General features: G+C 67.1%; 13 protein-coding genes. 7 read left to right on the forward strand and 6 right to left on the reverse strand.

What is annotated here, in order from left to right; translation table 11 throughout:
• Window positions 1-64: 64 nt before the first annotated feature.
• On the reverse strand, window positions 65-436 hold the full coding sequence (locus tag AOM00_RS05400) for a hypothetical protein (protein ID WP_062516814.1): 372 nt from the start codon (window positions 434-436) through the stop codon (window positions 65-67).
• A complete protein-coding gene (locus AOM00_RS05405; RefSeq protein WP_062516815.1) occupies window positions 433-1,077 on the reverse strand; it encodes an NUDIX hydrolase in 645 nt (214 codons plus the stop codon). Before AOM00_RS05405 ends, AOM00_RS05400 begins: the two co-directional genes overlap by 4 nt.
• A 97-nt stretch (window positions 1,078-1,174) precedes the next feature.
• Between AOM00_RS05405 and AOM00_RS05410 the strand changes: the two genes are divergently transcribed.
• The 3 genes from AOM00_RS05410 to AOM00_RS05420 all read left to right on the forward strand — a co-directional run bounded on the left by AOM00_RS05410 (window position 1,175) and on the right by AOM00_RS05420 (window position 3,687).
• A complete protein-coding gene (locus AOM00_RS05410; protein ID WP_062516816.1) occupies window positions 1,175-2,656 on the forward strand; it encodes an ADP-ribosylglycohydrolase family protein in 1,482 nt (493 codons plus the stop codon).
• Complete coding sequence (locus tag AOM00_RS05415) at window positions 2,653-3,369, forward strand: TY-Chap2 family putative peptide chaperone (RefSeq protein ID WP_062516817.1); 717 nt, start codon at window positions 2,653-2,655, stop codon at window positions 3,367-3,369. The genes AOM00_RS05410 and AOM00_RS05415 overlap by 4 nt, the downstream gene beginning before the upstream one ends.
• A 75-nt stretch (window positions 3,370-3,444) precedes the next feature.
• Complete coding sequence (locus tag AOM00_RS05420; protein ID WP_062516818.1) at window positions 3,445-3,687, forward strand: hypothetical protein; 243 nt, start codon at window positions 3,445-3,447, stop codon at window positions 3,685-3,687.
• Between the two features lie 48 nt (window positions 3,688-3,735).
• Here AOM00_RS05420 and AOM00_RS05425 read toward each other — a convergent pair whose 3' ends face one another.
• The gene (locus AOM00_RS05425) at window positions 3,736-5,919 is read right to left on the reverse strand and encodes a hypothetical protein (protein WP_156159047.1); all 2,184 of its coding nucleotides are present in this window, start codon (window positions 5,917-5,919) and stop codon (window positions 3,736-3,738) included.
• Between the two features lie 421 nt (window positions 5,920-6,340).
• On the opposite strand from AOM00_RS05425, the gene AOM00_RS05430 reads away from it, so the two are divergent.
• A complete protein-coding gene (locus AOM00_RS05430; protein ID WP_062516820.1) occupies window positions 6,341-8,683 on the forward strand; it encodes a GmrSD restriction endonuclease domain-containing protein in 2,343 nt (780 codons plus the stop codon).
• Here AOM00_RS05430 and dcm read toward each other — a convergent pair.
• Window positions 8,680-10,062: a DNA (cytosine-5-)-methyltransferase gene (dcm, locus tag AOM00_RS05435; RefSeq protein WP_062516821.1), complete on the reverse strand. Its 1,383-nt coding sequence runs from the start codon at window positions 10,060-10,062 to the stop codon at window positions 8,680-8,682. The genes AOM00_RS05430 and dcm overlap by 4 nt on opposite strands.
• Window positions 10,063-10,253: 191 nt before the next feature.
• On the opposite strand from dcm, the gene AOM00_RS05440 reads away from it, so the two are divergent.
• From AOM00_RS05440 to AOM00_RS05450, 3 genes are read left to right on the forward strand one after another with little or no spacing between them, the layout of a single operon-like run.
• Window positions 10,254-13,304 carry a hypothetical protein gene (locus AOM00_RS05440; RefSeq protein WP_062516822.1) on the forward strand — a complete coding sequence of 1,017 codons (3,051 nt, stop codon included), beginning with the start codon at window positions 10,254-10,256 and terminating at the stop codon, window positions 13,302-13,304.
• A 28-nt stretch (window positions 13,305-13,332) separates the two neighbouring features.
• On the forward strand, window positions 13,333-18,639 hold the full coding sequence (locus tag AOM00_RS05445; protein WP_062516823.1) for a DEAD/DEAH box helicase: 5,307 nt from the start codon (window positions 13,333-13,335) through the stop codon (window positions 18,637-18,639).
• A complete protein-coding gene (locus AOM00_RS05450; protein WP_169746815.1) occupies window positions 18,636-19,754 on the forward strand; it encodes a PD-(D/E)XK nuclease family protein in 1,119 nt (372 codons plus the stop codon). The genes AOM00_RS05445 and AOM00_RS05450 overlap by 4 nt, the downstream gene beginning before the upstream one ends.
• Window positions 19,755-19,832: 78 nt before the next feature.
• Here the strand turns inward: AOM00_RS05450 and AOM00_RS05455 are convergent, their stop codons facing one another.
• Both AOM00_RS05455 and AOM00_RS05460 read right to left on the reverse strand, forming a co-directional pair.
• On the reverse strand, window positions 19,833-20,585 hold the full coding sequence (locus AOM00_RS05455; protein WP_062516825.1) for a hypothetical protein: 753 nt from the start codon (window positions 20,583-20,585) through the stop codon (window positions 19,833-19,835).
• Entirely contained in the window at window positions 20,582-21,211 is a 630-nt protein-coding gene (locus AOM00_RS05460; RefSeq protein ID WP_156159049.1) for a GTPase domain-containing protein, read from the reverse strand. Before AOM00_RS05460 ends, AOM00_RS05455 begins: the two co-directional genes overlap by 4 nt.
• Window position 21,212: the final 1 nt, after the last annotated feature.

The following is a 21,212-nucleotide window of genomic DNA, read 5'->3' on the forward strand; positions in this document are numbered from 1 at the left end:
TCCCTCATGAGTCGGTTGCGTGGCGGTCCGGTGCCGTACGCGTGTCATCGGCAGAATCGGCCCGTCAGTTCATCCCCATGCCCATGGCCATGAGGATCTCGTCGTCGGTCCAACCCGCGCCGTCCTGCATGTAGGCGCGCAGCCACTGAGCCCTTGCTCGGCCGCTCAGGCTGGGTGCGACGCATTCTGCCGGGGGAGCTGGTGGCGGGTCGTCGAGTGATGCGACCCAGAGGTCGTACCCCTCGCCGTCCTGGTCGATCGCGCGCATGAGGTCGGCAAGAGGCCGGCCGACCGCGTACTCGCGGGCGCGCTGCTCGAACAGCGCTTTGATCGCGGGCGCTGCGACAGAGTCGCCGCGGTACCGGGCGTCGAGATACAGGCGTTGCAGCGCGATCAGCTCAAGCTGAGTGATCGGCGCAGGTGTCGCGCTCGTCATGAGTCCCCGTGGGATTTGGCGAAGAGCCTGGCAGGCTTGCCGACGGTTCCGTGCTCAACCTCGCCCGTGTCGATCAACTGCGGCTCCATGAGGCGGCGGAACGTGTCCTTCCGGCCCGGGCGCTCAGGGGCGACGACCCGGTGCAGCCGCTCAAGCTCCAGTAGTGTGAAGGGCCCGTTGCCCAGCAAGCCCCACGGATCAGGGTGCTCCGCGTAGTCCGCGCGCAGTCGCGCCACCGCGAGTTCCAGGATCTCGGCGTGGTCGAACGCGAGCGGTCCCGCGTCGGTGACGGGCATGAGCGTCGCATCGCGGAGCAGGGGAGCGGGAACCGCCACGAGGTGCGCGACCGAGAGCACCCAACCGCGGTCGTCGCGGTCGAGCGCATCGAACACCTGCAGCTGCACCGGTTCCAGTCCTGCGAGCCCCGCCTTGTCCGCCAGCGATCGACGTACGGCATCGGCGAGCACCTCGCCTGAGTGGAGGAACGTACCCGGCAGCCGCCGCGACCCGTCCCGCGCATCGTCCACGAGCAACACCGACAGGGCGCCGTCGGCGATCGTCAGCACCGCGGTGTCGACGGCCACGGAGGGCCGCGGATAGTCGGTCAGTGCCTTGCCTGAGGGGTCGCGATAGCCGGTCACATGAGTGAATGTCGCACCCTTGCGCTAACTTGTCAATTAGCGCAGACTTGCGCGAAGTCGAGATCTCGGAATCACCTGGGAGACGAGGGGGACCACCATGACGAAGATCACCAGCTCCATCGCCCACCGTGCCGCCGGCGCCATCCTGGGCTCCGCCGTCGGCGACGCGATCGGCGCGCCGTATGAGTTCGGCCCTGCCCGACCCCAACTCAGCCTCGCCGGCACCGCCGCCGACATGTCCGGCAACCACACCTGGGAGCCGGGCGAGTGGACCGACGACACCTCGATGGCAGTCCCGACCCTGCGCGCCGCCGCGGCCGGGCTGGATCTGGCCGGCACCGAGGCCCAGGACGACATCGTCCGTGACTGGAGCGCGTGGGCGCGCGACGCCAAGGACGTCGGCATCCAGACCTCCCAGGTCTTCCGCGGCATGCGGGGGGACGATGCGGCGGCTGCCGTCGCATCGGCACGTCGGGTCCACGACGTGGCCGGCCGCAGCGGGGGCAACGGCTCGGTCATGCGGACGGCTCCGGTCGGGCTCGCATTCATGGCCGAGGCCGACGGCGTGGCGCGCGTAGCGGATGCCGCCAGCGCCATCGCAGCTCTCACGCATTACGAGGACGACGCCCGCGACGGCGCCGCGCTATGGAGCGTGCTGATTCACCTCGCGGTCCGCGACGGCCGAGTGCACGTGGACGATGCGCTGGCCGCCCTGCCCACTGAGCGCCGCGAGCGGTGGGCCAGGCTGCTCGCCGAGGCCGACGGCGCCGACCCCGACCTGTTCCAGCACAACGGCTGGGTGGTGCACGCCGTCCAGGCTGCGTATGCCGCGATCCGTGCGGCCGGCATCGTCCTCGATGACCCCGCGACGCACACGCCCACCGCGTTCCGCCGCACCATCGAGCAGGCGATCCGGATCCACAACGACACGGACACCGTCGCCGCGATCGCCGGCGCGCTCGCGGGCGCCCTGGTCGGCGCCTCGGCCATCCCGATCGGCTGGCAGCGGCTGCTCCACGGGCACCCGGGTCTGGGTGCGCGCGAGCTCACGCGGCTCGCGGTGCTCGCGGTTCGTGGTGGCGTGCCGGATTCGAGCGGCTGGCTGACCGGGGAAGGCGTCGACTACTCGGGCTGGCCGGGGCGCGATGCGCTCGCGGTCCACCCGCACGACGACGGCGTGCTGATCGGTGGCGTCGGCCACCTCGCGGACCTTCCCGCGAACATCGATGCAGTCGTATCGCTGTGTCGGATCGGCGTTCGCGAAGTGCCGGCGCGCATCGGCCCGTCGGACGCCGCGGAGGTGTGGTTGGTCGACGACGCGAACTCCGGGGCGAATATGCACCTGGAGTTCGTGCTTGAGGAGGCGGCCGATGCGGTGGCCGCGCTACGGGCCAACGGCAAGCGGGTGTACCTGCACTGCGTCGCGGCGCAGTCGCGGACACCCACGGTGGCGGCGCTGTACGCGACGCGACACCTCGGTGTCGAGCCGGAGCGGGCGCTCGCGGAAGTCATGGCGGCGCTCCCGGCCGCCAACCCGAACGAGGCTTTCCGCGCGTACCTCGTGGGGGTCGCGCGATGAGCGGCACCAAGGTGTTCCGCGCGGCCGACCGGTTCGTCGACGCGCAGCTCTGGTGGGTCGCGTCGGAGCTGTGCCGACGGCACCCGCGGCTGGGGCTGATCGAGTCGGTGTACGACGAGGTCGGCATCGTCGTGGAGGCCGTGGGCACGATGGACGGGCGTGAGGTGCGTGTCGGCTTCTCGCGTGCGGCGGGCGTCGCGATCAAGGACCGCGAGTTCGGCGTCGCGCCGCCGGCGCTGCTCGAGCAGGTCAACCCGCACGCGATCCTGCGGAGAATCGAGGACGCGCACGGGATGGGCAAGCCCGCCGAGACTCCGGCGACCACCGCTGTGACCGTCGGGTATCGCGCGATCGCTTGGGTGCTCGGTGCGATGGTGAACTCGCGGTACTCATGGACCCTGCGGGGCGAGCGAGCGGAGGACCCGCACGTGCTCCAGGACCTGTCCTGGATGGGGGAGGCGGCGGGCTGGGCGTCGCTCGAGGGCCTCCGCGACTTCTGGCGGGCGGAGGCAGAGATCGACGAGCTCTATGTCGGGCCGGTGAGCCAGGCGTGGCTGCTCATGCGCGATCTGGAACCCGTGGCGGTGTTCGATCGGTACGGATACGTACGGACCGTGCACGGGGCGACGATTCTGCTTGAGACATACCGAGGGTTGGGATCGAACCTCGCTCCCGCGGTGGTGCGCGCTCTCGGAAGATGGATGCAGTCATAGCCTGCGAAGCGACCTGACGAACCTGTGGGAGGCTGTCGGTCGACCGCGCACGACGATCACTGGAGGAGAGGATCCATGGCGAGAATCAGGTCGATCAAGCAGAACCAAGTGGCTCAGACCGTCCATCCGACGGACGTGGACGCGACCTGGGCGATCGTCTCGACGCCAAGCGGACAGTTTCTTCAGCTCTCGACGTACGGCTCAGACACCCGCAGCTCGGAGCCGAAGGTCAGCCAGACGGTGCAGATCGATCGACAGGTTGCTGGCGAGCTGAGGCGAGCACTTGACGCCGTGTTCGGCTCGCCCGACCAACCCTGAGGCCGCGCCTCTGGTACGTCACGCCCCCAAGGTTGTTCGGGGCCGTGGTCAGTGCAGCGCAGAGGCCCACTCGGTCGCGAGCAGTTCGTCAAGCAGGTCGTCCTCGGACTCGCGGCACGAATACCACGAGACGATCGCGGCCGCAGCGGCCTGTCGTTCGCGGAATCCGTCTGGGTCCCGCGGGACGCCCCGCTGTTCGAGCAGCTGCGCGACCTCGTTAGCCGGAATTTGGCGTAGGGACCGGAGCCCCCGCTGGCGAACTCGGACCGGAGGACTCCCGGGGGCGTGTAGCGACCATTGGCCAAAGTCCAGGTCCCGCGACTCACTCGCGACCTGAAGCGACCCGCGCTGCAGCAACGACTCGACTGCGCACTGGATCTCGTTGCGTGGAAGGCTTCGTGCGTCGAGGCCGGCCTCTGCGCGCAAGTCGGAGATGAGGTGTCGCCCGAGCATGGGGCCGTGAGAGCGGACCGAGGCGATCACCTTCGACGCCAGCGCTGCGCTCGCCTTCGCTGCGGCCCCTGGAGCAAGCTTTGGCGCCAGACGGAATTCCGGCGTGTTGGTCGTCGTCGGGGCCTTCGGTCGCTCGACGGCTCCGTTCTCGCCCGTGGTGCCTCGCACAGGCGGCTCGGCGGGACTCTCGTTGGGTGCCGAGATAATCCCTAGCGGGATCGCTCCGCTCCCTTGGCCACGTACGGTGATCGCTCCTTCGGTGACGAGCGCTGCGATTGCCGCTTCGACAGCCGAGGGGTCGGCGTCGAGACCATCGTCCCTGAACCGGTTGATCACAAGCTCGCTCAGTGCGACTCCGTCGATTGGCCCCTCTTGTTCGATCAATGACGCGACGGTACGCACGAGCAGCGCGAAAGTCGTGGGCTTGGTCGCCTGCGAGGACGCGCGCGTCTCCTCGATGCTGTCGGTTGGCTCTCGAAGCTCCGGTCCCTGGAGGGCGAGCCGGACAGACTGGTGACCCGCACGACCGGTTTGTGGGCCGACGAACTCGACCACACCCGCACGGATCATTTCGTCGACGATCCTCGACGACGTCGCGGCAGTGGTGGTGAAGCCCGCACGCCGAGCAGTCTCGGTCATCCGCGCCTTCAGCGTGTCGAGGGCGATCGACCGTGGTGGAATGCCCAGGATGCGTGTCGCTGCGTCGCGCATGAAGGTGTCGGTCGCCAGGGGTGGTGAGTCGATTGCGCGATCTGGGGCACGTGCAGCGCGACGCTTCGCCGGGCTCGACCGGGGCTCCGGCTCGTGCGGTCCTACGTCCGACTTTGTCGCGCGCTGCAGCAGCCAGCCGTCGAGTTCTCCGCTTGATCCATCGTGCAGCATGATGCGGCCCTGTCCCACGAGCCGTCGGATCGCGTCGCGAATCTCGGTTTCGCTCCACGGAGTCCGAGCGGACGCGCCGAGCTTGCGTGCCTCACCAACGACGAAGCGACCGTATGCCGCGAAAGCACGATCAACCACGGCCAGCACCGTGGCGTCCGGAGATTTGACGCCGGATGCAGCTGCAGCGGTGGTCGCGCCTCGCACCTGGCGCGAGACCGTCCTTTCCCGTGGCACGGGGGCCGATCGGGGCTCGCGGTCGCCGGTCGCACCCAGCTCCACGTGGAAGTCGGGTGCCAGGGCGATGCGCCAGGCGGCGAACGGAGCATCCTCGGCTTCTCGCGCGACCACGACATCTCCCCGGGCCACGCCCGCGACCACAGCGTCTCTCACCTGCTCGACGCCGACGTCGAAGGGGGTCCGCGCGAGAGCCCCGCGGACGCGTGGCACGAGGAAGCGCCCGAGGGTGTCGCCGGGTTCAGCGAGAATCGGCGCCATCACGGTCCAGATGGCTCGTTGCTCGGGAGAGATCTCCGGTGAGACCGCCTGAGAGCGGGGCGATGCAGGCGTGACTTCGGCAACGTGGTCCGCCGCGCTCAGTGGCACGTCAGCAACACTGCGGTTCGCAACGCCGGTGTCGGCGTCACCTGAGGCGGCCGGGGCGACAGGGGCACCAAACCATGCGCGGCGAACGGAGCTCCGCATCGCGGGAGAGAGCCCCTGAACGGTGACGCGCGCCGCCTCGGCGACCGACGGATCGGGGTCGCGCTGGAGCGCGTCGAGCAGCGGTACTGCCCAGGGATCATCGACGCCTTCGAGCTCCGAGGCAGCGAGCACTCGGTCGACCGCGGTTCGTGAGCGTGCGCGCAGCTCGATCCGCTGCCGGAAGTCTGCGTCCAAGGGCGCGTTCGTATCGTCAGCCGGCATTGCCACTCCAACGGGCTGCAGGTGCGACCACCGCGACGACTCTCGGGCCAGGCAGACGAAGCACAGCCGGCGCGACGATTATCGCGTCGCGCGTGGACGTGGGCTGGTGACGCGGATTCGGATTCACGACGGCTTCCAGTGGGTCGGGCAGGACGCGCCGGAGTCGTGCCCCGTGCCCCGGTACTCGACGCGCGGCTGCTGCCCCCAGCGTGTCCATCGTAGGGAGCGCTCGCCGTCAGTCCAACTCATTTGCCTTAGCTCACGAGAGCTGTGTGACATGCCCCACCCGCCGCCGTGCACGTGCGCGAAACGAAGAGCGCGCGCGGTAGGTTCATCGCGAGAAGTGCGGTCTCGAGGGTGCCGCGCAATCCATGACGGGGAACCTGGGGGTCTCATGGTCGAGTATTCAAGCGCAAGGGACAAGGCGCACGCGGTCGCGCGCATGTACTACCTCGGAGGTTCCCAGTCGGAGCCGCTGGGCCCCGGGAGCAAGGAGAAGCGCTCGGCTATCGAAGCCCTTGGCACGGCAGTGGGGCTCGAGCTTCGACATGTGCCCGGCAAAGTCGAGTGCTGTCGCGCCATCGCCGAAGAGATGCGGGTCGAGTGGGACGACCGATGCTGGTCGAGCGGCGACACGGTGACGCTCCGAGGGCTGAACCTTCTGGTCGATGCTGTGGTGGCGCGCAAGGCTCCCCACGATCCGCTCGCGCGCAACTACTTCCTGGAGAGCGTGATGGAGGCGCGTGCCGTCGCCGTCGACAATTCGGTCTCCCGGCGGTCCGACGATGCCAACTCAGATGACGAGGACTTCGAGTTCGAGTTCCTCGACGAGGACGATGAGTCCGGCGACGGCCCGCCCGCTGCGGTCGACGACCCGGACGAGGCGCTTACAGTCGAGCAGTGTGAGATCGCCGAGCGCGTCGCAGCGCTGTCCGCGCCGGCCTCGGCCGCCCCTCGTGGAGTGACCGCGGCCCGAACGCCTCTTGCGATCGGCGCCCGAGACTTCGCGACCGGCGAGTGGCGGACGGCGGTGGCAACTGTCCAGGGGTGGCTTCACCTCGCGACAGACCTCGACGCAACCTCAGACGACGCGCTTTGCGCCACCCTTCTCGAGGGAATGGGGGATTCTCGGCCATCCGCCGCGGTGGCTGGGACGGATCTCCTTGAGGAGGCCTGGACTCGACTCAACGAGCGTCTCGAACGCGCGATCGCTCTGCGCGAGGCGTTCGAGATCGACGTTCAGTCTGCGGACGACACGTCAGCGGCGGTGTCCGCTGCCTCTGCAACCTGGGAGCAGGGTTGGATCGACACAGAAGACGAAGCCGAGAACGAAGGTTCGGGGACGATCCAGGCCCTGGCGGAAACATGGCCGATCGCTGACTTCGTCCAGCACGCGCGTGATGGCGAACTTGACCTCAGTCCGTCGTATCAGCGCGCGGACGTGTGGCCCAACAGCGATGCCCAGATCCTCATCGAATCGGTGCTTCGAGGAATCCCGCTCCCGTCGGTGATCTTGTTGCAGCGGGCTGGAGCCAGCAAGCTCGAGTTCGAGGTGGTCGATGGAAAGCAGCGGTTGACGTCGATCCTGCGGTTCACGGGGAATCACCCCACGGCCCTAGCGACGGTCGATCAGAAGGCCAAGGAATGGGAGATTCCTGACCTGTTGCACGTCTTCCAGCAGGAATACCCGCGCTTCAAGAAGATCTGGAAGGAACGCACCGGGAAGGTCCTCACCTCGACCATGGAGCGCGAGTACTACTTCCCGTTCCCGCTACGGTCAGGTGCCGTCAAGGCTCTTGGCGGAGAACTCGAGGCCTTCAAGGGCCGCTATTACTCCGAAGTGCGCAACTTCCCCATCACGGTGGTCGGCGAACCCCGCGTGGTCCGCTACATCTTCGAGCAGACTTCCCAGTACCGGATCCCGGTCATCGTCTACAAGCATGCGAGCCCCGCGCAGATCCATGAGGTCTTCAGCCTCTACAACAAGCAGGGCAAGCACCTGAACGCGGAGGAGATCCGCAACGCGCTCTACCACCACCTGCCGCTGATGAAGGGCCTGCTCGTGGCGGCGGGGGACAGCCAGGACCTCGACGAGGTCGCGCCGTTCTTGGAGCCGCTTCGGAACCGAGTGGCTGTGATCGGAAGCACACTCGGCCGGTACGGCTTCGCGCGAGCTGGCTTCCGCCGAACCAAGCTGCTCGCTTGGGCCGCAGCCGCCCTGCTCGTGGACGACGGCCGCCCGGACTCGTGCTCGACCGCGAGCCACATCAACCTGCTGTTCAAGCGCGTCGATGGATCGCGGCACGACCCGCTTCATGGTCCGGACAGGGTCCGGGCGCTCGTCGGCCTCCTCGCGCTTAGCGTGGAAGCCCACCGCGCCCTCCCCCCGACACTGTGGCACCCTGCGTTCCGCAATTCGCAGGGCTACGCGAAGTGGCAGGAGCTCCAGCTGGTGGCTGTCTTGATCGGCTTCGCCGCAGCAGGAGCAGTGCACGGCGAACACCTGCCAGAGGTCGTCGCGGCGAACGGTGCGAGGATTCGGGATCTGTCGACTTCGGAAGCGTGGAAGCGGCCGCCCAAGACGCAGTCGAAGGTGCAGTGGCACTACACATCGCGAGTCGTGGCAGACGTGTTGGATGCGCTGGGTGTCGAGCCGGCAGCCGCGGCGCGGGCGCTGACGGCACAGTTCGGAGTATCGGGCCTCGGCGCGCTCCTGGAGATCGCGGCTCGACGCTAGCGCGGTCGCGTCGAGGACACCGCAGTCTCAGGCGTCCTCGACGCTCCGAGGACGGACTCGACAAGGCGCGACGGAAGGTCGGCCGCATTCTGCTCGACGTGGGTACGGAACACGTGCCATGCCGCGCCCACGGCGACGCCGTTTCCGACCTGCTTGTACGAGGCCGGGTCCTTCTGGTCGCCGAAGGTGAACTCGAGCGGAAGCCCCTGGAGACGGGCCGCCTCGTGCGGTGTCAGCCGGCGTGCGCGCGGACCATAGATCGAGGTCTGCGTGATCGCGACGAGGGCCGGGAGGTACGTCGGCGCCTTGGCCCGGATGCCAGAGGGCCGGAAGTGCATCACGGTCTCCCACAGCGACTCGAGTTCGCGCGCCTGCCACTCGAGCTTCCGTCGAGACGCGGGGAAGCTCTCGAACTGCGGATGAGCGGCGAACCAAGCGTTGATGACCTTCCGGTGCTCATCGTAGAAGCGCGCGTTCTTGGTGAGGATCGTCCGGCGCCACGCCGGCATGGCGCCGAGCTCGAACGGGTCGAGGCTCGACTCCGTGACCCAGTGATCGGTCCACAGGGGGAATCCTGGCAGCTTGCTGCCGGTCGCGCGGCGGTGCCGCGCGACGAGGTCGTCCCAGACGTCGATCCACTCGCGTTCGGCGTCTGTGAGCTGGTACCTCGCGAGATCGGTGATCGTCGAGTCGTCATCGAGAATCCACTCGGTGCGCCAGTCATCGGCGTCCCAGCCATTCACTGGCGCTCGCGGGACAACAGGCTCGGGCTTGAGCCCGGCGGCGAGTTCGGCGGCTACTCGCGCGGGTCCGATGTAGGTCCCGACGATGAACACGCGGTCTCGCACCTGCGGGGTGCCGCCGAGTTCTGGCGGAAGCAGATGCGGTGAGAACAGCGTCGGTCGATCAGAGACGCGATACCCGAGCTCCCTGAGCGTCGCGATGATGACTTCCCACTCGTGGCGGTGCCGAGGACCAGCAATATTGCGCACGTTCTCAAGCAGGACAACCGCTGGCTTGCGATCCTCGAGGACGCGAGCGATGTTCCAGAAGAGCGCCCCCCGGGCCTCGTCCATTCCGCGTTGCATGCCTGATTTCGAGAATGGCTGGCAAGGGAATCCTGCCGCGAGCACGTCGTGCGCGGGAACGTCCACGTCGCCGGCAGCCGGTGTCGCCGTGGTGATGTCAGTGTTCACCTGGGGGCGTGACGACTCCGGCAACGGATCGATCCAGTTGCGCGCGTAGGTGTCCCGCGCCTTCGCATCGATCTCGGAGACATAGACGCAGTGCCCGCCGCCGTGCTCGAGCATCGCGTGAAAACCGCCGATGCCGGCGAACAGATCCGCGTAGGTGAAGGCTGGCTGGGGCGCGGAAGACATGCGGGCAAGCTTAGCTGATCTGGGCCGGGTGTCGTCGCGCGGTGGGGAACCGCGGCGGGCTCGACGTCGCGTGCGCCGGTCCGAGCGCCGATGTCAGTGGGTCGTGCCAACATTCTCACGCCTTGTTGATCTGGTCGGCGGGGTGCGGAATATTACTCCGCAGCAGATGGACTACTTCGCTGGGGGCGAGTGTGGCGAGCACTGAAGCTTGGGATACCTATACGCGCTGGAACGATGCTGTCGCGGCAACGGTCTATCCGGAAGCGGAGGAGGCTGGCTCGGCATACCTGGATCTCGACGACGACATCCTCGCGGGGATCGCTGCGGCTGCCGACTGGGATGGAGACCCTACGGCTGGTCTCTGCGAGGCCGTCGCGGGCGTAGTGGTACGGGACGGCAAGCTCCGGCTCGACCAGCTCACGGCGCGACGCCGCCAGTGGATGCGCGATGCGCGGACACGACGTGAGCCGCCGCCCGTGCTCGCGTTCTTGGCCGTCACCGTGCTCGCCGCCGAGCACATGGGCGCGGACGACAGCCCCTTCGCCAAGAACGCCTACTACCCGTGGCTGTCCAGGACGCTCGGCCTTGGCAATGACAAGGCGGTTCTGGCGGATGTGCAGAAGCACTACTCGGCGCGGGCTGAGGACTACTGGGGCGCTCTGAACTGGTGGCTCGAGGAATGCGACGGACGCAGGGGCTTGCCTACGGCCTACGCCTTGAGTCATCGGTATGTGGGTATTCCGTTGTCCCAGGCTCTTGTCCGCGACGGCGACCGGCGGAGGTTCACGCACTTCTTCCTCAAGTATGGGCTGGCTCCCGGAATGGAGATCAACGGTCAGGATCTCGAGAGCTATCTCGGTGAATGGCTCACGCTCGACTCGTGCCCTGCATCGGTCAACCTCAAGAAGCTGTGGAAGCGCGAGGCGACTCGCGCTCGCATCGCCGATGTCGTCGCGCTCGAGCTTGCGGCATGGGACGGAACGCTCGACAAGGATGTCGAGGACGTCGCCGGCTCGATGGATTCTGTCAGGCTCCTCGCAGACCTGAGCCGAGGCTTCTTCGGTACCAATCTCAGTCTGATGCTCTCCACGCACGGTGGAGATAAGGACGACAGAGACTTCTCGCTCGAGCTCAAGGACGAACAGAGCGAGTGGCGCGAGGTCGCGTTCGCTCAGGCGTCGGGCAACCTCAGGGTCCTTCCCCTGAACGGGACCATCGACGCGGCCAGCGCACTGGGCGGCATCGTCGAGATGCGTGATCCTGCAAACCCCGGCGCGAAACCCCTGAAGCGGCATCCGCGGGCAACGATCCCCCTGGTCTTCGACGAGGTTCAGCAGGCCTTCGTCGAGCGGGAGCGCCTGCAGCTCAACGCCGATGCGCTACTGCTGGTCCGCGCGGACGGGCAGAGGGGCAAATTGGCCAAGGTGGTCGAGGATGTCCTTGCCTCCCACGCTCGCCCGGGCTGGATCAGGCTGGGCGGCGATGCCGGCGTCCCCGCGGGCTGGGTGGCGTTCGCCGGCGTCCAACTGTTCACGCCGCCGCTCGAGAGCAAGGTGCCCGAGCTCGTTCCGCTCGCGAAGGACCTCCTCACGTTGGCGGGTGGGATCCGCATCCCATCCCGTATCCGGAAGTGGTCCGTCGTCGCGCCACCGGAGATCCGCGTGTCGCTGCAGACCATGCCTGCCTTCGAGGTGCACGTCGTGTCGTTGAAGGACGATGCGGTGGTCCGGTCGTGGGGCTCCGACGAGGGCGCGCTCGTGGTGGCGCTCGCGGATGAGCGACTCGATGCCGGGGACTATCGGGTCGAGTTGCGCCTCGCGGGTGCGAAGGACCCTCTCCAGCAGGGCACCCTGCGCCTCCGAAGCGGCGACGCGCACGAGTCCGAACTCTCGCAACGCGACGCAGCCGACACGTCGTACATCGTCGGTTGCGGGTGCAGCGCGCTCGGCGCCATCGGTGTGCGTGTCGAAGCCGCGGCAAATGACCATGTCAAGGTGGCGGGCATCTATGCGGACGCGCAACTCGGCGTCGATGTGGCGGGTACCGCTCCCAAAGCAGCGGCGTGGATGCACCCCAAACCGCCAGCGGCGAGCGTCAGCCGGCCGCTGCTCATCGCGAATCCTGCCCCTGAATCGTGCGTCAACACAGGAGCGCATCACCTGGTCTACCCGAAATTCGACGACGGTCCGAAGCAGAAGTACATCAGCGGGGAGTGCAAGTACTGCGGCATGGTGAAGCGTTCGCCGGGCTGGGCCAAGATCGCGGCGAAGAAGCCGGTGGGCGTTCACGCCGCCCAGACCATCGACGTCGCAGAGCTTCCGCCAGTCGAAGCCGGCGATGGACGGCTGTGGGCTGGCGCGCTTGACGCGCTTCGTCACCTCGGCTCGGGCACCGATCGCCAACTCGCCAATCTCGCGACCCAGATCGAACCCGGCGCGATCTTCGGAGGCTCGCTCGCCGCGACTCTGGAGACACTCGGGCACATCGACGTCGAACGTGACGCTGCGGGCATGGTCCAGGGTTGGGCGATGCCTGAATGCCAGGTCGCGGTCCGGGCGGACGGCGCTGCGGAACTGCTTGGCTACTGGTCGCAGGACGCTCGCTCGTGGCTGCTGCGTGAGGCCGAGGACGCTGGCGCGAGGATCGATGAGACCCAAGGCGCCGGGCAGCCGCCGCGCACGGTGCTGACCGGAGTGCCTGACTCGGTGCTCGACGTGGCCTTCGAGCAGGGCATCACCGTGGTGGACGAACCATCGTGGCAGCTGCTGTGCGCGCTTCCGCCGCTCAGCGCAGTTGCGACGGCGCTGCGCCGCGGTCCACTTCCCGGCTTCAAGTCTGCCGAGTGGTTCGATACCGAAAGCGCGACCTGGGCGGCAACCACGGATGTCGATCGGTCGGGTGCGTTCCGCCTGACCAAGGGATTCGAGCGCATCTACGTGCTACGCACCGAGGCGGATGTCGAGCGCCGTGAGGCCGCTCGCGCCAGCGTGCATCTCGCGAAGCATGTGGCGTCCGCATGGGCAGGAAAGCCCCTGGCGGTATACATGGAGGCGAAGCAGACGCTCGTCGTACCTCGCGGGTGCGAGATTCCTGGCCTCTACGGGCGCGCCGCAGCGCTCGCGTCGGGAGTGATGCCGCGCCCCGCACAGATCAAGGCGGGCGCAAGCAAGCGGAAGGTGCTCGCCTACACGGGGATCGATCGTGTCACCGCGGACCGCCTCCACGCGCTTCTCAACTCCTGAACGTCCACCGCAAATCGAAAGGCCGCAGATGTCTGCTGATGTGACCCCGGGAAAGCTCGCCGAAGGGCTCCGCGACGCCTTCCTCCGGTACTACGACACCGCCTACTGGCTGAACGACCCGGGCCTCATGGCCGAGCGCCGGGCACTTCTGGAGGCCAAGGATGCGATCGTTGGAGATGTGCTCCTCGAGCCTGTCTTGCCCTATCCGAGCATCGTGCCTCTGGGCCAAGCCGCAGACGACGCGGGGATCGCACGGGGCGTGCTCGACGCCGTCGCGCGCGCTGCGTTCGGCGTCGCCGACGCGTCCGAGGTGAAGTTGAGGGCGCATCAGGCGAACGCGCTCAGACTTCATTTCAGCGACGCCCCGCAGCACAATGTGGTGGTGACCTCGGGCACCGGCTCGGGCAAGACCGAGTCGTTTCTGTTCCCGATCCTGGCCCGACTCCTCGAAGAGTCCAGAGACTGGGCCGCCCAGCCCGCCGCCAACCACTGGTGGAGCGCGGCGCAGCCCGAGTGGGTGCCGATGCGTCACGGCGAACGACGGCCAGGCGCGGTCCGATCGCTGATCCTCTACCCGACGAACGCGCTGGTCGAGGACCAGATGACGAGGCTGCGCCGCGCGATCCGGGCCCTCAACGAGGAACAACCCGAGCGGCCGCTGTGGTTCGGACGATACACGGGGAGCACCCTAGGCAATCAGCGAAAGCCCACGAAGAAGTCGAAGAAGGCGGCCGAGGTTGCGAAGGAGCTACGCGATCTCGCGCACGACTATGCGACGGTGCTGAACGCGGCGCAGACTCAGGGTGACGCGCCCGCTGGCGGAGCGAAACTGGAGCCTGCGGAGTTCTCCGATCCGGCAACGGGCGAGATGATGACGCGCTGGGACATGATCGACAGCCCGCCGGACGTGCTCGTCACCAACTACTCGATGCTCAACACCATGATGATGCGTGCATTCGAGGAACCGATCTTCGCGGCGACACAGGAGTGGATCAAGGCGGACCCCTCGCACGTCTTCACGCTCGTTGTCGACGAGCTGCACCTCTATCGCGGTACCCAGGGAAGCGAGGTCGCGCTGATCATTCGCCAACTGCTGAGCCGCCTTGGCCTTGAAGCGGATTCGCCGCAGTTGCGCATCATCGCGACCTCCGCGTCGTTGGACGAGGGCGAGTCGAGTCTTTCGTACCTGGAGGAGTTCTTCGGCACCGCACGAGGAACCTTTGCCATCGATCCGGGACAGCCTCTCGAGGTGCCGCAGGAGCCGGGAACGTGGACTGCCGAGCGCGCCGCACAGGCCTCGGCAGCCAGTCTCTCTCATGCGATCGCGGCTGCGTGCCGTGAGCCGGGCTCGGGACGCATTCGGGCCACCCGCACGGCGGAGATCGCCGAGCGGCTGCTCGGGATGGGCGATCGGAGCGTTCCCGTTTTCGAGGCGCTCCTCGATCGCTTGGCTGCCGGTGCTCCGGCTGAGGGCGGCGATCAATTGATCCCGATGCGTGCGCACCTGTTCGTGCGTGCACCCCGAGGCATGTGGGCTTGTTCGAATGCAGCCTGCAGCGGTCTGAAGAACAGCGGGCCCGATCGCCAGGTTGGGACCCTCTACCCGGCGCCCCGCGCGGTCTGCGACCACTGCGGGTGTCGGGTGCTGGAACTCCTCTACTGTTTCCACTGCGGCGATACCAGCCTCGGCGGCAACGTGGTGGAGCGTCGCGGCGACGCGACGATGGTCTCGTCTTTGCCGACGACCGAGCGCCAGGCCGAGCGTCCCGTGTTCCGCAAGACGGTTCAGGAGTATGTGTGGTTCCGACCCGGGGGCACGACCGCCGTGGAGGACTGGACCGCGGGCAAGACCAAGTTCGGCTTCCGGCCCTTGTCGTGGGACGCAACCCTGGGCCTGGCCAGCCCGAGCGTCGCCCCGACGAGCGCGCTGCGAGTGGTCCCGCTCGGAGCGGGCTCATCAGGCAGGTCCCCTGCCTTGCCGACGAAGTGCCCATCGTGTGGCGTCAGCGAGCGACAGGACAGCGCCGAGGCATTTCAGACTGGCGTGGTGCGCTCACCCATCCGAGCTCACACCGCCGGTAGCGCGGCAGCAACGCAGCTCTACCTCTCCGAGCTCGTACGCGTACTCGCGTCCGGGAAAGAGGGGCGCGAAGCCGTGGTGGACCCCAAGACGATCATCTTCACGGACAGCCGCGACGATGCCGCGCGCACAGCCGCAGGGGTTGCGCTCAACCATCACCGCGACCTCGTGCGGCAGGTTGTCCGCCGCGAGGTTCACCGGGCTCCCGATCCGTTCGCGGTGCTCGATGCCATCACGGACCCGGACGACGCGGAGTCACACGGTGTTCTCGCCGGGTGGCAGGCCAACATGATGCGGAAGGCGAAGGTCCCACTCACACCGGAAATGCAGGCCGCGCTTGACGACGCCCTGGACCGGCTCGGTGGTGTCCGGTCCATCTCGTTGCTTCAGCTTTTCGCCCGAGTCCAGGACGCCATGCTCGAGATCGGGGTTAACCCGGGTGGACCGAGCCCATGGAACGCGACGCTTGAGGACACTTACTCGGTAAGCAAGACGCCGTGGTATCGGGCATTCAGGCCGCCGTTCACGGGCGCGTGGCCAACGATGCCCGTCGAGCACGGCCGCGAGAAGATACTGAGGGAAATGAGGCGATCGGTAGCCGAGTCGATGTTCGACCGCGCGCGACGCGATATGGAGTCGGTTGGGATCGCGCGGCTCACCATCCTCGACGTAGAGCCTGTGGCCGGACCATTCGACAAGTCCGACCTGTTCGAGGTAATGGACTCGGTTATCCGAATTCTCGGAACCCGACGGCGCTACGACGACAGTTACGCGCCTGGCGTGCAGGGTGAGCCGGTGATCGTCGCTCCCGTGCGAGCGTATATCGAAGCCGTCGCCCAAGCGCACGGCGTGGACGCAGATGCGGCCGTCGCCCAGGTGGACGAGTTGTTCGCTACGGCGCATGTCAAACGAGCCGTCAAAGAGTGGATTCTCACCACCGGTTCCGTGGACACCAACCTCGCTGCCGTGCCAGCCAGCCGCGATGTCTGGCGCTGCAAGGTCTGCCGCTACGTCCACCTACACCCCAGCGCCGGAGTGTGCGCGAACACCCAGTGCCACGCCGCGGCGCTCACGCTCGAACCGGCGCGTGATGATGACGCCGACTACTACGCGTGGCTCGCCGGCATGCCCCCACGTCGTCTTGCGATAGCTGAGCTCACCGGCCAAACGCGACCGCTAGCGCTTCAGCGCGACCGCCAGCGCCGGTTCAAGGGCGCCCTCGCTCCCTCGGAGTACCTTCTGACCGACGAGCTGGACGCGCTATCGGTCACCACCACAATGGAGGTTGGCGTCGATATCGGCTCGCTACGCTCGACCATGATGGCGAACGTGCCGCCGCAGCGGTTCAACTACCAGCAGCGCGTTGGACGGGCCGGCCGCTCAGGCCAGGCGCTCAGTTTCGCGCTCACACTTTGTCGAGACCGCACGCATGACGACTACTACTTCCAGCGTCCCGAGCGGATCACTGGCGACATCCCGCCGCAGCCGTTCCTCGACCTTGGGCGCCGGACCATCGTTCAGCGCGGAGTCAACTCCGAGTGCCTGAGGCTCGCCTTCGGGTCTCTCTCCGACCCGCCTGAGTGGGGCCCTGAGAGCAGCCACGGCACCTTCGGGGCCGTCGAGGACTGGACCGGCCATCGCGATGCCATCGCCGAATTCCTCGTGGAGTCGGAAGACGTGGTGCTCATCGCGGAACGCGCCGTGCGATACACGCGCCTCGGTGCCGACGAGGTCGAGCGCATCGTGGAGTTCGTGCGCGCGAGCCTGATTGGCGCCATCGACGACGTGATCGAACGCGAGGGAGCGGGTGCCGAGGGTGAGCTCAGTGCTCTGCTCGCTCGCCGTGGGCTGCTTCCGATGTTCGGGTTCCCGACGCGAGTGCGTGCCCTTTACGACGGAATGCCCTGGAACACCGACGCTCTGCAGCGCATGGTCGTTTCGGACAGGCCGCTCGGTCAGGCGATCTCGACGTTCGCGCCTGGCGCCGAGGTGGTCAAGGACGGAAAGGTGCACACGGCGGTCGGCTTCGTAGACTTCACTGTGAAGGGATCCGTGGTGAAGCCCGTCGCGAATCCGCTTGGTCCGGCTACATCGATCGGCAAGTGCGACACGTGCGGCAGGACTGAGCTGCAGGCAAAACCTCGCGCGGTCGTATGCGCACAGTGCGGCGGCAAGCTCCGAGCGCTCGATCTGCACGAGCCGCGGGGGTTCCGCACCTCATACAAGCCGCGCTCGTATGACGACCGCAACGACGATCAGTCCTATGCCTCGTCCCCCGAGATCTCCGTGCAAGCGACACCCGATCGCCGCGATGAGCTCGGCCCGATCGACCTCGAGGTCTACGAGCAGGCGCCTCTGGTGAGCGTCAACGAGAACTCCGGATTCGGCTACGTGTTCGAGACCGCGGACGACGGCTCGGTAACCGTCTCTCCGGGGAATCCTCACGCGGACGTGAAATCGGTAATCGGCGAGATCAGGGTCACCGATGCGTTGCTCGTGACCCCGCGACGCGTGGCGCTCAAGACCGGATCTGTCGGTCTGCTGGAGCAGTGGTCGGCTCCCGCCGCCTACACCTCGGTCGCCGAGGCGTTGAAGCTCGCGTCTCAGGCGCACCTGGACCTCGATCCGGGAGAGTTGGCGGTGGGTCTCAACCCCGTACGGGTGCCCGTCTTGGCCGAGGATGAGCCTGACATGAAGGCCCAGGTCGCGGCCGCGATATATCTCGCTGACACCGCAGAGAACGGTGCCGGCTATGCCATCGAGATCGGTGATCCCTCCAACTTCAAGCGGGTACTGGCACATGCGTTGGGTGACTTGCAGGACCGGTGGGCAGACCCGGCGCACGCGGCGAAGTGCGACGTGTCATGCCCCGACTGCATGCGCTCGTACGACAACTCGCGAAAGCACCCGCTCCTCGATTGGCGCCTCGCTCTTGACATGCTGGAACTGTTCAGTGGACGCGAACTCACGCTCGGCCGCTCCCTGCTCGCTGGCAACGAGGTGTACGAAGTTGCCGCTCGCGCATTGCCGGGAGCCGAGGCCCGCTCGTACGGCGAGGTGCCTGCCATCGTGTCCGGGAGGAAGTGCGTGCTCCTGGCGCATCCGCTCTGGCGTGTTGAGGAAGCGTGGCTCGACGATGCCCAGGCGGTCGCGCAGGTCCAGGCACAGGCAATGGACGGTCTCGACGTTCAGTGGTTCGACGCCCGTCGTTTCCGGCTGAATCCAGTGTCGGTCATGCCTCTGCTTCAGTCGTGATCGGCCTCAAGCCGCGGCCGAAGGCGCCCGAGTTCATCAGCCCGTCGGTAGTAGTTGCTTTCGAAGCGTGCCCGGCGAAGGCCGGGTTCCGGCTCGATCCTGAACTGGCGACTCTTCGGCGAACTGGGCCGGCAGCCGCGGTGGGGTGCATCGCGCACGAGGTTCTTGCGGCCGCGGGCACTGGCGAACCCTTCGGCGATGTGTGGTCAGCGGCGGCAGAACGTTGGTACTTGCGTCTTGCCGAAGAGTGGGCGCCGGCGACGCCGCCGCGACCGGAACAGTGGCAGAACTGGGCCCTCACTCGCGAGCGCGTCCGGATCCAGTACGAGGCCGTCTCCGCAGTCGTTTCTGCCACCGTACTGGTGACGGATGACGTGCGGACCGCGTGGCGCGAGCATGAGGTGAGTGCCGGCGGCAAGGGCGTCGTCTTGGGCAAGCCGGTTGCGCAACCGGGACCGCTTCCGTGGGTGGAGCGGAAGATCTACGACCAGCAGAACGGGCTCATGGGCATCCCCGATCTGGTGGAAGACCGAGACGGATCCGTCGTGGTGGTCGACCACAAGACCGGGCTTGCCAAGCCGATTGCGGGCCCGGAGGCGAAACTCCAGCTGCGGCTCTACGCGGCGATGGTGCGGACCGCCCTCGGCCGCGCACCCGTTCGACTGGAGATTCGTGACGGCGCTGGAGATGTGACTCGCGTCGAGGGCGAGCCAGAACTGATCGACGACGCGGTGAACCGGGCGCGTGCCGCGCGGGAGGCAATCGCCGCCGCCGGCAGGGGAGAGCACGAGCTCGTCGGCCTGCCGGACCCTGGACGATGCACGGGTTGTCCCTACCGCGGAGTGTGCCGCGCCTACCTGGAGGCGCCTGAGAGCGATCGAGCGCTCGGCAGAGCCTTCGCGTTCGAGGTGCTCGAAGTCGCTGTGGAAGGGCCTCGCCACGGGGTCCGGGCCAGCGTGATGGCACCCAACGACATCGCGGGGGAGACCTGGATCACGGGGTTCCCGTTCCCGGATGGTGTCGCGGTCGGTTCACTGTGGGGAGCCGCAGGCTTCGAGCTCCTCCGCGGGCACGCGCGCGGGCATTGGACGACGTTGCTGCACCCGCTGGGCTGACCGGGCCGTCTACGGCCGCTTCGTGAGCGTCCATGAGACCGGTCAGTCCTGACCTGACGGGTTCGAGCCCTGCGGGAGTTAGAAAGAGATCTCGTACTTGACGGTGAGTTGGTCTACCGCGCTCTTGGTGCCACCGCCGGTGGCCTTTCCTGAGCCGTAGTCGGCGGCCTTCACCTCGAGAGCGAGCTTCAGCGTGCTCTTGGCTTCGCGCGTGACGTCGACAGTCAGAGCGCGTTCCTGAATCTGGTTGTTCTCGAACGCGACCATGTCGACCAGAGATCGCAGCATGCTGTCGGACTCGAGGTTGTGCTGTGCGAGGTAGTCCCGCGCGGCTTGAATGTCCGGAATCCCGCCGGAGCTCTTGTCACTCAGTGTGATCCGACGGGCCAGCTGCTTCGTCTTGCCGCCGGTGCCGCTGAACTTCCCCAGCACTCGCTTCGAACCGCCACCTGCGTCGGCGCTCCATTGGGTGCCGTCCGTATCGTTCTGCACGGACGTCACATTGAATCGGCGTGCTCCAATCAGGTGGCACACCTCGGCGATGCACAGGGTCTTCTCGAGAGCGATCTCCACGGCAGCGTCCTCCTCGAGGAAGTACCGCGAGGTGTCGTACGGGTTCTGCACGAGAACCGCTCCGTCAGTCACGGTGAAGTCTGCGAGCACACGTTTCGCCACAGCGGGATCCATCCGCGATTCCCCGTCGACGACAAGGATCGCGACGCCGGGACGTCCCGACACCTCACGCTTCCTCGCCCGGTCCATCGCATCCCACTTGGCTTGGGCGAACGCCACGAGTACCTTGCGTGATTCGGGACTGTCAGCCGTGGTCATGAACGGTCCTTTCGTGAACGCCGTTGCCGCTGTAGCAGGCCCAGAAGGGCCTCGGTGGTCTCGCTCCACGTGTCGCGATCCGTGAGGTCGCAGGGGCGGACGATGCTTGCGCCTGTGAGGTCTAGAAGGCGGAGCAGCTCCGGCGACTTCACCACATCCGCGAGTTCCTCGCTAGCGAGGGAGTCCGCGTGGCTCAGTACGATTCCACATTGCGTATTAGCGCCGGCCAGCGTACCTACGAGTTTCGCGATGCGTACTGGGTTCTCCCAGCCGTCAGACGCATGGAGTGCCTGTGCGGAGACGACCAGGCAGATGAGGTCGGCCTGCGCTGCCCTCTCTCTAATGGCGTCGACACCGTCGCGTCCGCCGGGAGTGTCGGTGGAGGCCACCTTCAACTGGAGATCAACGAGCTTCGACGCCCGGTTCACCCATCGCTCCTTGGACGACGGGCGCACCACGAGCTCGTTATCGCCGAAGATGCGCACGAGCGATGTCTTGCCCGAACCCGAGGGTCCGACGATCAGCACAGACTTCCCCTTGAGGTGACGCATCGACAACCCAGTACCCACTGCTCCGGCTGCTGCTGCGACGACAACAGCGCCGCCGATGATGAGTGGGAGCGGCATG

The sequence above is a fragment of the Demequina gelatinilytica genome (assembly GCF_000971115.1).
GTDB classification, from domain to species: domain Bacteria; phylum Actinomycetota; class Actinomycetes; order Actinomycetales; family Demequinaceae; genus Demequina; species Demequina gelatinilytica.